General features: G+C 36.5%; 9 protein-coding genes. 4 read left to right on the forward strand and 5 right to left on the reverse strand.

The window, feature by feature from the left end; all coding sequences use genetic code 11:
* Window positions 1-1,128 precede the first annotated feature (1,128 nt).
* Window positions 1,129-2,847 carry an acetate--CoA ligase gene (acsA, locus tag PY093_RS06935; RefSeq protein ID WP_275645158.1) on the reverse strand — a complete coding sequence of 573 codons (1,719 nt, stop codon included), beginning with the start codon at window positions 2,845-2,847 and terminating at the stop codon, window positions 1,129-1,131.
* Window positions 2,848-3,203: 356 nt separating this feature from the next.
* Here acsA and PY093_RS06940 point away from each other — a divergent pair, with 356 nt between their 5' ends.
* From PY093_RS06940 to PY093_RS06950, 3 genes are all read left to right on the forward strand, one after another.
* Window positions 3,204-3,836: a GNAT family N-acetyltransferase gene (locus PY093_RS06940; protein WP_275645159.1), complete on the forward strand. Its 633-nt coding sequence runs from the start codon at window positions 3,204-3,206 to the stop codon at window positions 3,834-3,836.
* A 177-nt stretch (window positions 3,837-4,013) separates the two neighbouring features.
* Window positions 4,014-4,658 carry an acetoin utilization AcuB family protein gene (locus PY093_RS06945; RefSeq protein WP_275645160.1) on the forward strand — a complete coding sequence of 215 codons (645 nt, stop codon included), beginning with the start codon at window positions 4,014-4,016 and terminating at the stop codon, window positions 4,656-4,658.
* Window positions 4,658-5,833, forward strand: coding sequence for an acetoin utilization protein AcuC (locus tag PY093_RS06950; RefSeq protein ID WP_275645259.1), 1,176 nt, complete (start codon window positions 4,658-4,660; stop codon window positions 5,831-5,833). The genes PY093_RS06945 and PY093_RS06950 overlap by 1 nt, the downstream gene beginning before the upstream one ends.
* Before the next feature lie 50 nt (window positions 5,834-5,883).
* Here the strand turns inward: PY093_RS06950 and ccpA are convergent, their stop codons facing one another.
* Both ccpA and PY093_RS06960 read right to left on the reverse strand, forming a co-directional pair.
* Window positions 5,884-6,882: a catabolite control protein A gene (ccpA, locus tag PY093_RS06955; protein WP_275645161.1), complete on the reverse strand. Its 999-nt coding sequence runs from the start codon at window positions 6,880-6,882 to the stop codon at window positions 5,884-5,886.
* Window positions 6,883-7,158: 276 nt separating this feature from the next.
* Window positions 7,159-8,235 carry a bifunctional 3-deoxy-7-phosphoheptulonate synthase/chorismate mutase gene (locus PY093_RS06960; protein ID WP_275645162.1) on the reverse strand — a complete coding sequence of 359 codons (1,077 nt, stop codon included), beginning with the start codon at window positions 8,233-8,235 and terminating at the stop codon, window positions 7,159-7,161.
* Window positions 8,236-8,560: 325 nt separating this feature from the next.
* Between PY093_RS06960 and PY093_RS06965 the strand changes: the two genes are divergently transcribed.
* Window positions 8,561-10,717: a cell division protein FtsA gene (locus PY093_RS06965; RefSeq protein WP_275645163.1), complete on the forward strand. Its 2,157-nt coding sequence runs from the start codon at window positions 8,561-8,563 to the stop codon at window positions 10,715-10,717.
* A 322-nt stretch (window positions 10,718-11,039) separates the two neighbouring features.
* On the opposite strand, the gene ytxJ is transcribed toward PY093_RS06965, so the two are convergent.
* Together ytxJ and PY093_RS06975 are read right to left on the reverse strand one after the other, a co-directional pair.
* Entirely contained in the window at window positions 11,040-11,363 is a 324-nt protein-coding gene (ytxJ, locus tag PY093_RS06970) for a bacillithiol system redox-active protein YtxJ (RefSeq protein ID WP_275645164.1), read from the reverse strand.
* 108 nt (window positions 11,364-11,471) lie between these two features.
* Entirely contained in the window at window positions 11,472-11,942 is a 471-nt protein-coding gene (locus tag PY093_RS06975; RefSeq protein WP_275645165.1) for a YtxH domain-containing protein, read from the reverse strand.
* Between the last annotated feature and the right edge of the window lie 46 nt (window positions 11,943-11,988).

An 11,988-nucleotide genomic window follows, 5' to 3' on the forward strand; every position in this document is an offset into this window, starting at 1 on the left:
CCGAAAAGCGTAAGCGCCTTGGTCAGAAACGAGAAAACTGGTCGACAAGAACGCCACGTCCTGTGGCATTGTCGACACTTGCACATCGTGTGCTTCGAAGACTCCGCCGAAAGAAGCGTTCTTTGCTTCTGTAGGAGGAGTTGAAGTTTCTCCTTGTTTCTAGGCGCTGGAGCTAGACAGGCTTATAACATAGAGTCGATGGCGACCGGAGTTAGACACTAAAACTTGGTACAAATTTTTATACTTTCTTATCTTTAAATAAAAACCACCCGTGAGAATAACGGGTTTACTTGTGAGGTGCAAAACGGTAAATCACAGACCGAATCAAATAGCAAATCACATAAACTTCACAGTATAATTCACAGTAAAAATGGCTTAGAGATGCAAATATCTCTAAGCTATTTTTAAAATTTCCTTTTTTTCACGAAACCACCCGTAAGTTGTACAAGTCCATTAGATGCTAATGCGAGTTTGATAAATAAGCGGAGAAATTTCGCTTAATTAGGAAATAGCACCGAAAATAGCTTAAATAGACGGAAAAATTCCGACTATTGACTCAAAAAGCGTAAAAATGGGTAACTTTGCTTTGCTTAATCGGAAAATCTCCGCTTATATACCCCGAACCGAGCTCTATCGTGCTGTCTAACCGGAAAATCTCCACTTATTTTAAATATCACTGGTTACTCAATTATAATCCACGTACTAAATTACAAAAACTTCACACACCTTCCAATAATTATTTCATACCCTGTGATTTCCTATGTGAATTAGGGAAACGGTATGCAATTAAGATTCCCCAAAATATTGATAAATCAATAAAAAACACACTGTGAATTATATTGTGGATTCAAGCGCGTTTTGCTTTGTGTTTTATAATGTTTGCACCTCTGAAGTAAATCCGCTACCGTGAGAACAGGTGGTTTTCTCTGCTCTATAATAAGCAAAAGCACTATTCATTAACAGTGCTTTTGCTGTTATTATATTGTTTCATCTTTGAAGGTATACATTCTAAAATCTTCTAATGATATATAGTTTAACGTTTATCATTCAGTGAGGGTTTTCTTTCATTTCCCACTGTGAGGGTTAGGTGAATCCTTTAGAATTTTACCTTGGTTTTTATACTGATAATTAGTCTTCCATTGTAGAAAGGTCACCCGTTGGCAAATCAAGCTCCCATGCCTTTAAAACACGTCTCATAATTTTACCACTTCTAGTTTTTGGTAACTTATCACGGAATTCGATTTCACGTGGTGCAGCGTGTGCAGCTAATCCCTTTTTTACAAAACTGCGAATTTCTTCTTTCAATTCATCCGTTGCAGTATAGCCAGCGCGTAGTGCCACAAATGCTTTAATAATTTCTCCACGTACTGGATCTGGTTTTCCAATAACACCCGCCTCCGCAATTGCTGGGTGTTCAACCAATTTACTTTCAACCTCAAATGGTCCAACACGCTCACCAGATGTCATAATAACATCATCGATACGACCTTGAAACCAGAAATATCCATCTTCATCCATATAAGCAGAATCCCCAGACACATACCAATCTCCTGGCATAAAATAGGACTGATATTTTGCATCGTTGTTCCATATGGTGTGCATCATTGAAGGCCAGCCTTTTTTGATAGCTAAATTACCCATACGGTTATGTGGCAACTCATTCCCTTGATCATCAACGATTGCAGCAATTACTCCAGGAATTGGTTTGCCCATTGAACCAGGTTTAATTACCATTGCAGGATAATTACAAATTAATTGCGCACCAGTCTCTGTCATCCACCAAGTATCATGGATTCGCAAATTAAATACTTTCACTCCCCAACGTACTACTTCAGGGTTTAAAGGCTCTCCAACACTCAAAATATGTCGTAAGGATGTGAGATCAAATTGTTTTACTGATTCATCTCCCGCTCCCATCAACATACGAAATGCTGTTGGAGCACTATACCAAACTGTTACACCATAATCCTCAATTGTTTGATACCATGCGTCAGGCTTAAATCGTCCTCCAAGAATGACATTGGATGCACCTGCAAGCCATGGACCAAAGATACCGTAAGAAGTTCCTGTTACCCAACCAGGATCTGCAGTACACCAATACACATCATCTTCTTTTAAATCTAGTACCCATTTAGCCGTTTGGTAGTGTTGGATCATTGCATTATGAACATGAAGGACTCCTTTGGGTTTTCCAGTAGATCCTGAAGTATAATGAAGGATTAAACCATCGGTACGGTCAACCCACTCAATTTGTAGTTGCTTACTTGCACGCTTCATATGACTACGAAAATCGATATAAGGACCTTCTTCTTTCACATTATCTCCAACTAGTACTATATGTTTTAGCGCTGGAAGTTCATCAACAGGTATTCTTTCCAATAACTCTGGAGTAGTAATAATAACCTTTGCTTCACTATCCTCCAAACGATCTCTAACAGCACCTTGCATAAATGCTTCAAATAAAGGTCCAACAATTGCTCCTAGTTTAATTGCTCCTAATAAAGCAAAGTATAATTCGGGTGAACGAGGCATGAATATGAACACTCTATCGCCTTTTTCTACATCTGCAACCTGCTTTAATACATTGCCCGCTTTATTAGATAAGTCCTTCATTTCTTTAAATGTATATTTTTCTTCATTCAAAGGGTCACGATAGTATAATGCAATCTTATTCTTGCGATTCCCCTCTGCATGTCTATCAATAGCTTCATATGCCATATTGACTCTACCGGTTTCTGACCAGGAAAAATTTTTTTCTACCTCAGACCAATCATGATTTTGATATGTTTGATTGTAATCTTTTAAGTTAAAGTCCCCTTGCATTACTGGTAGCGCTTCCACCTTCATATTGAATCTCCCCCTTATGTAAATATATATCCGCTTACCCTAGTGTGTTCAATTTCCTACTAAAGAAATGAACAGTAATAGCCTAGTATAGTTACTTTACAGATAACCACACTGCCTGGAAGTTATTATTTATATCTTCTATTATAGTACAATAAATCCCTTTTCTCAATTTTTAAAATTTTTATATAAAAGCATTTTTTACCGTTCACTTTTTTTAAAAGATAAGAAAGTTTGTACCTAGTATTATATTTATTAAGTATTAGCAAAGGAATATACGTAATATTTTGTGAAAACGCTTTAATTCACTCGATTTCATGTATAATAGTATTAAAGTGATTCGATATGGTGGTGATTTGATGGAACATAAAAAGACTTATAATGCTAAAGAAATAAAAACCCCACATGGAAGTCTAATTATTGAAGGTCCAATTCCTGGCCATAAATTAGCTAGCTATGAATTTCACAAGGATCTGGTAGCTTTTCGCACGCCCGAACAACAACATAAAGCTTTAATTGAAATTGCCGATTTACCTGAAGGTAGAATACTTATTGCAAGAAGTCGTCATACGATTGTAGGTTATGTTACATATCTCTATCCTGATCCTTTGGAAAGATGGTCAGAAGGTAAAATGGAAGACTTAATAGAACTTGGTGCCATAGAGGTAATACCAGAGTTTAGAGGTTATTCTGTAGGAAAAAATCTACTAAAAGTATCAATGATGGATGACGCAATGGAAGATTATATTATTATTACAACCGAATATTATTGGCATTGGGATTTAAAAGGAACCGGACTAAATGTTTGGGAATACCGCAAAGTGATGGAGAAAATGATGAATGCTGGTGGACTTGAATGGTATGCAACAGATGACCCTGAAATTAGTTCTCATCCAGCAAATTGTTTAATGGCTAAAATCGGAAAACGAGTTGATAGTGAGTCAGTACAACGGTTTGACAGACTTCGTTTTATGAATCGTTTTATGTATTAGACTTTTTTTGTCTATGCACTTAACTGATGGCGGCTTCATTATATAAGTTAAATAACCCTCAGTGGGGATGAAAGAACCCCACTGAAGGTTATCCGTTAAAAAAATAGAAGTCAGATTTAGTTTGTTGTTATGCCTCCTACTTAATTGTTCTGACTTCAATATCAAGGGGGAATCATAATGATAGTGGAAGAAATTATGAGAAAAAACGTAAAAACGCTTACTCCTAGCGATACAATTATCACTGCTATAAAACTACTCGAAGAACATAAAATTCGTCACCTACCTATTGTTAATGATCAACAAATTATTGTAGGGATTATTAGTGATCGTGATATTCGAGATGCGAGCCCTTCAATATTCCATGTCAGCGAACATAAAGAAGATTTAGAAAAGCCAATTGAATCCATTATGACTACTAATGTTATAACAGGACATCCTTTTGATTTTGTAGAAGAAATAGCTGCAGTATTTTACGAGCATAACATTGGTTGCTTACCCATTACAACCGGAGGAAAATTAGTAGGGATTGTAACTGAGACTGATTTACTGCACACATTTGTACAACTTACAGGTGCTAATCAACCAGGATCGCAAATAGAGGTTAAGGTCGCAAACATTGCTGGAGTGCTGTCTGAGGTAGCTACAATCTTTGGTAAACGAAATGTTAATATCTCTAGTGTGCTAGTATATCCTGACAAGGATGAAAAGTTCAAAATTCTTGTCTTTCGTGTTCAAACTATGAATCCGACGGCACTTATTACTGATTTAAAAAATGAGGGCTATGTAGTATTATCGCCATACCTACCGGGGATATCATCATGATGAGTAATCAAGCTATATTTGTCTATTCGGATCAATTTTTAAATTATAAATTTAGTGACTCGCATCCTTTTAACCAAATACGAGTCGAGCTAACATATGATTTACTAAAAAAATTGAACGCAATAGATGACTCACAAATAATTGCACCTAGAATGGCTACAGATGAAGAACTAGAGCTTTTCCACGACCCGAAATATATCAATGCAGTTAAACTTGCTGGCTCAGGTAAGCTTCAACAAGATGTAGGGTTGAATTACGGAATAGGTACAGAAGACACACCTATTTTCCCTGGTATGCATGAAGCTAGTGCGCTCTTAGTTGGGGCAACCTTAACTGCAGTTGATTATGTCCTTTCAGGCAAGGGGAAACATGCCCTAAGTTTAGGTGGCGGACTACACCACGGCTTCAGAGGAAAAGCCTCAGGATTCTGTATTTACAATGATAGTGCAGTCGCTATTAAATATATTCAAAAAAAGTATAACCTGCGCGTTTTATATGTTGATACTGATGCCCATCATGGGGATGGGGTACAGTGGGCATTTTACGATGATCCAGATGTTTGTACCTTTTCAATACATGAAACAGGTCGTTATTTATTTCCTGGTACTGGAAATGTAAATGAAAGAGGTGCAGGAACTGGTTATGGGTACTCCTTTAATATACCAGTTGATGCTTTTACCGAGGATGACTCATGGCTAGAATCGTATTCTACTGCTTTTCGTGAGATTGTTGATTTTTTTAAACCGGATATCATTCTTACACAAAACGGTGCAGATTCACATTATTATGATCCACTTACACATTTATCAGCTACTATGAAAATATATCGTGAGATTCCAAAATTAGCACATGAGCTAGCACACCTATACTGTGAGGGACGCTGGATTGCCGTTGGTGGTGGCGGTTATGATATTTGGAGAGTTGTACCGCGTGCATGGGCTATGATTTGGCTTGAAATGACTGAAAATAAGAATATCTCAAAGAATTTACCAAAAGAATGGGCACTGCAATGGCAATCCAAATCACCTGTTCCATTACCTTGTGAATGGATGGATAAAGAGGATATTTACACACCTATTCCTAGAAAACCAGAGATAACAGAAAAGAATGCCCAAACAGTGGAAAGAGCTTTATACCCTATTCGAGCGAATAAAAACAAACGAAATTTACTATAAATCAAAATGATCTAAAAGGCACATGAAGAAAATCATGTGCCTTTGCCAATTTATTTAGTAGAATTGCGGTATTCAATGCGATGAGGTAATGTTACAATGTGGTCTGGAACGGTTTCTTTATTCATATATTTAGTCAGTAATCTCATCGCAACTGCACCTATATCATACATAGGTTGAAGAACAGTCGTTAACGTCGGCCGAACCATCGTCGCAAGTCTTGTATTATCAAATCCTACAACTTCGAGTTGATCGGGTATCAGGATTCCTCTGTCTTGTGCGCCATGAATGACTCCTAATGCCATCTCGTCTGTACCTACAAAAATCGCAGTTGGCTTTTTTTGTTGTTCTATCATTTTTTCATATGCCTCAATTCCAGAGTCATATGTATAATCACCTTCGACAACTAGTTCTGCGTTATATTCAAGATTAGCCTCTTCTAAAGCCTTACGGTATCCTGCTATTTTTTTGACTCCATTAACTGGTTCTACCATTGGACCTGAAACATAACCAATTGATTTATGACCTTTTTCAATTAGCATCGCAATAGCATCATATGTTGCTTGCTCATAATCGATTGCAACCGATGGAATTTTATCGTTCATTTCAATTGAGGCGGCTAGTACGATTGGAACAGGCGATCTTTCAAACTCTTGTACATGCTCTTCGGTAATATTTCCACTCATAAATACAATTCCATCAACTTGTTTTCCAAGCATGGTGTTAAGTAGGTGAAATTCTTTTTCTTTGTTTTGATCTGAGTTGCTTAAAATGATATTGTATTTGTACATTGTTGCAATGTCTTCAATACCACGAGCTAACTCCGCATAAAATATACTCGAAATATCAGGGATGATTACACCTACAGTTGTTGTTTTTTTGCTAGCTAGACCACGGGCAACTGCATTTGGGCGATAGCCTAATCTCTCAATGGCCTCTAAGACTTTTTTTCTAGTCGTCGGTTTAACATTTGGGTTACCATTAACTACACGTGAAACGGTTGCCATTGATACATTTGCTTCTCTGGCTACATCGTAAATTGTAACATTCATTAGTTTACACTCCTTTGCAACGAAAACAGCTTTCTATATTATTAGTATGAGTTTATTTATGGATTTAAATAAAAGTTTCAACATATTCTCATAATTAAGCTATATTTTTGTTTGATAGTTCTTATTTAAAAAGAAATAATACTATGTAAGTTATCATACGATACTATCTGTAAGTCCGCAATGTCTTTGTATTTTAAAATAGAAAATGTGTCCATTTTTTGAAAAATTTATGTATTGAAAAGCCTCCTGTAAAAGTACAGGAGGCTTTCATTTCATTTATATTCTTACAGCACTATGAGCCTTTAATTGAGTAATGAAATCATGGAACTGCTCAAAATCCATTTGCTGTGCTGAGTCAGAAAGCGCTACAGCTGGATCTGGATGAACCTCCGCCATTACTCCATCAGCTCCAATTGCAAGCGCAGCTTTTGCAGCAGGTAGTAATAAATCTCTGCGTCCAGTCGAATGGGTTACATCAACAAGCACTGGTAGATGTGTTTCTTGTTTCAAAATTGGTACAGCTGAAATATCTAATGTGTTTCTTGTTGCTCTTTCGTAGGTACGAATTCCTCTTTCACAAAGAATAATTTGTCCATTACCTTGAGAAATAATATACTCTGCTGCATTAATAAATTCTTCAATAGTTGCTGATATTCCACGTTTTAGTAGAACAGGTTTATTTACTTGACCTGCGGCCTTAAGTAATTCAAAGTTTTGCATATTACGAGCTCCAATTTGAATCACATCAATGTACTCTATTGCTTTTTCAATATCTGCAGGATTAACTATTTCACTAATAACAGCCATATCATATTCATCAGCTACTCTTTTTAAAATTTTCAATCCTTCAAGACCTAGTCCCTGGAAATCATATGGAGATGTTCTTGGTTTATAAGCTCCTCCACGTAATAGCTTTAATCCATAGCCTTTTGCCACTTTAGCAACCGCTGCAACTTGCTCATAACTTTCAACTGCACAAGGTCCAATAATGAAGTGAGGATTCCCATCACCAATTTTTTCACCTTTAAGATCCACAATTGTATCTTCTGGCTTTTTCTTCCTTGATACTAACAACGCTTTACGGTGATCATCCTTTTGCAGCTCTAATCCTGCTTTAAAAATTTCTTTAAAAATGTGTTGAAGTGTTGATTTTTCAAATGGTCCATCATTATTTTCGATAATCGCATCGAGCATTTTACGTTCACGAACAGGATCATATCTGTTTACACCTTGAGACTCCTTAGCTTTTCCAATCTCTTGTACTAGTTTTGCGCGTTCATTAATAATCTGTAATAATTGTAAGTTCAATTCATCTACTCGTTCTCGTAAAACATCTAATTCCGAATTACTCATCTACTAACATCCCTTTCTATTCCCGTTATTCTTTCGTTTCCGCCAAGAGGCTTTGCCTTTTAATATAACCAAGTTTTCTTTAGCTAATTAGAATTTATATCCATAAAATTCTATCCGCATAAGTGCAACTAAACCTCTGTCTTCGCCCTTAGGCTCGACACTCGACCTAGTTTGCTTTATATATTTAAGAAAATATGGTACATTTCTAGTAATTAGGGTTTATTATATACGATATGAAAAGTAATGTCACTAAAAAACTTTATTAAATAAACGCTTTTAAGCGATAAAGTGACATGTGCCCATTAATAAAAGAAGGTGTAAACACTTGAGAGAAGCAACAACAATTTTCGCTTTGGATATTGGTACCCGTTCGGTAGTTGGGATTATCTTAAATAAAGTAGATGGTCAGTATCATATCAATGATATCGTTATAAAGGAACATTCTGAACGTTCGATGATAGATGGCCAAATACATGATGTACTTGCTGTTTCAAATGTTATTTTAGCTATAAAGAATGATTTGGAAACTAGACATGGACATTTGACTAAAGTGTGTGTGGCAGCAGCAGGACGTGCTTTAAAGACAGAGAAAGCTAATTTATCGATTGATATCTCTGGAAAAATATTTATGCAAAAGCAAGACATACTCCACCTTGAATTAAGCGCTGTACAGCAAGCACAAATATCCCTAGCAAATAAACAGAACAACGAAAATAACCATCACTATTATTGTGTTGGCTACTCTGTTATACGCTATCTGTTAGACCAGCAGGACATTGGCAACCTAATTGATCAGCAAGGTGATCAGGCTTCCGTTGAAGTTATTGCCACTTTTCTGCCTAAGGTTGTCGTAGAATCCCTCATGTCAGCATTAACTAGAGCTGGTTTAGAAATGGATGCTCTAACACTCGAACCTATCGCAGCAATAAACGTCCTCATTCCACCAACGATGCGTAGGCTTAATGTCGCCTTAGTCGATATTGGTGCCGGAACATCAGATATTGCGATTACTGACCTAGGAACAATCGTTTCCTACGGGATGGTACCTGTTGCTGGTGATGAAATTACAGAAGCAATTAGTGATCAATTACTTCTCGATTTCCCTCTTGCAGAAAAAGCGAAACGAGAACTTAACGACAACGAATCAATTACAGTAACTGATATACTAGGGTTTGAGACAGAAATACCAAAAAAAGAAATTATTGAACAGATTGGTACAACCATAGATAAACTAGCCTCTTCGATATCGAATGAAATCCTTTCTCTAAATGGGAATAGGTCTCCCAAAGCGGTGATGCTTGTTGGCGGAGGAAGCCTTACGCCTGAACTTCCCAAACGACTTGCCCATATGTTGAATTTACCAGATAACCGTGTTGCGATTCGGGGAATTGACGCAATTCAAAATGTAGTTATGTCTGACGATATTACCAAAGGGCCTGAGCTTGTTACTCCCATTGGCATCGCAATTGCATCTGAACAAAGTCCAGTTCAATATATAAGCGTATATGTTAACAAAAAGCCGGTTAGATTGTTTGATATGAAGCAGCTGACAATTGGTGATTGTCTACTTGCATCTGGTATAAAAATGAACAAGCTATACGGAAAACCGGGAATGGCAATGATCGTCACAGTGAACGGACAAAATATAACCATTCCGGGAAGACATGGAAACCCACCAATTTTGCTTAAAAATGACGAGCCGTGTTCATTGGATGATGAGATTGGAAACGGTGACCAAATTACAGTCGAAAGAGGAACTGACGGATCTCAAAGTCACGCAAAGGTTAAGGATTTAATTGATGAAATCCCTTTAAAACGTATTGTTATTAATGGTACATCCTACGTAATAAAGGCCGCTATCTTACAAAATAGTGTTGTGGCCACAGAAGAACATATAGTTAAAGACCATGATGTACTTACTTATAAATATCCCGAAACCGCCGAACAAGCATTTACATCCTTAGGGTTAGTAAATCTACTAAAAACGTTATCTAGCTTTAATGTTGCGTTGAATGATGCGAAAGTTAATATTCCTGAGTTTACTAGAAAGTTATTTAAGAATGGTCGCGAAACTACGATTAGTGCATCCTTCTCCGATGGCGACTCATTTACGCTTGGGGAAGTGATACATCCCACGATTGAAAAACTGGCTGACATCAAAGACTTGAAGCTTTTTGAAAAGCTCCCTGTTTTCTTCAATGGTGAGAAGATCGTATTACAAAAAACAGTGAATGAGATATACCGGAACGGTCAACTTTTACATGAGGATGATGTACTAAGCACGAATGATCGACTACAAATCATTAGTAAAAAAATCGAACCCTTCATTTTTCAAGACCTTTTTCGCCATGTTGAAATAACTTTACCAGTCACATCAAAGGGACGCTTTATTCTTGAAAAAAACAATAAAGAGGTAAGCTTTCATGAACGTTTAACAGCTGGTGATCAACTAAGAATAATTTGGCCTGCGGATTCATTTTAATAAGAAAATCGCAGGGTGCCCGGAGCTAAACACTAAGGCTAAGTACAAATTTTTATACTTTTGAATGAAAATACCACTTTTTTAACACAAAAAAATATAATAGCATTTCCAAAATAAAACTACAATATTCAATAAATGAAATAAATTTTTCATTGTAGATGGTGGCTACGAGAAGGGTAGCCTTATTGGTTTCTTATTTTTTTAAAAATACGGAGCACCTTAATAAAGCTGACTATTTATAGTCAGCTTTAGTTTTAAAGGCCTGATAACTTTTACCTTCACTTACAAAAAATAGTAATAACCCTGTCTTTTCTTTTAAACATTAACCAACAACTTCTTTTGTTAATGTTTCATATGTAATTTTCCAATGAGATGTATGCCATGCTACATCTTTATTTTTAAATAGAACGACCTGTGGCGATTCGTGTTTAACATGGTATGTTTCCGCTACATAATTTGATAAAGACCTTGAATCTTGCACCACTAAATAATAGGCCTGTACATCTGTATGAGCTTCAACAAATTTTTCAAATTCCTCGTATCCGGCTTGGCTTATCGGACAGGTATTACTGTGCTTTAATAATAATAATTTTTCATTTGCTTCAAATACCTCGTTAAATTGTTCAACAGATTCTAGCTGTTTCATTTCCTTACCACTCCTAAAGAATATAATAATGAAATAATCGTATCATTTCACTACTAAATCTTCAAATTTCCTGTTTAGGCCAATGACAAGTAAAAAACCGCCACCTTTTTAATTATTTCTATTTTCAATCTCTTCAAAAGCCTTTTGTGCTTCTTCTAATTTTTGTTGAATTTCCTCTGTCTGGTTAATTGAATCAAGAGAATCTGTAGAAATGACTTCATCAATTACGTCTTGAAGAGAGTCGTCATTTTTTGGATGGCTCTCACTTTTTCCTTGATCATGCTGTTGAGTTTTTACATTACCTAAGTCTTTTACCTTGGTCATAATTTGGCTTGATTGTTCAGACACAGTTTGTGAAAAGTTTGTTGATTTTTCTTTTGCTACACTTGCAAGCTCCGAACCTCTCTGGGCGGCTTCTTCTCTCCAACGTTCTGTTTTTCCCTTTACAACTGAAGCCTGTGTATTTAAATCATTGCGTAGGTCTCTACCGGATTTTGGAGCAAGAAAGAGAGCTGTTGCTGCTCCAACTAGTCCTCCAATCAACGTCCCTATAAAGAAATTATTATCTTTTTTACCCATAAATGAACCCTCCAATTTAAATGTTATGTTAATTAAACCTTAATTT

The organism is Cytobacillus sp. S13-E01 (genome assembly GCF_029193815.1).
Taxonomy (GTDB): Bacteria; Bacillota; Bacilli; order Bacillales; family Bacillaceae_L; genus Bacillus_BV.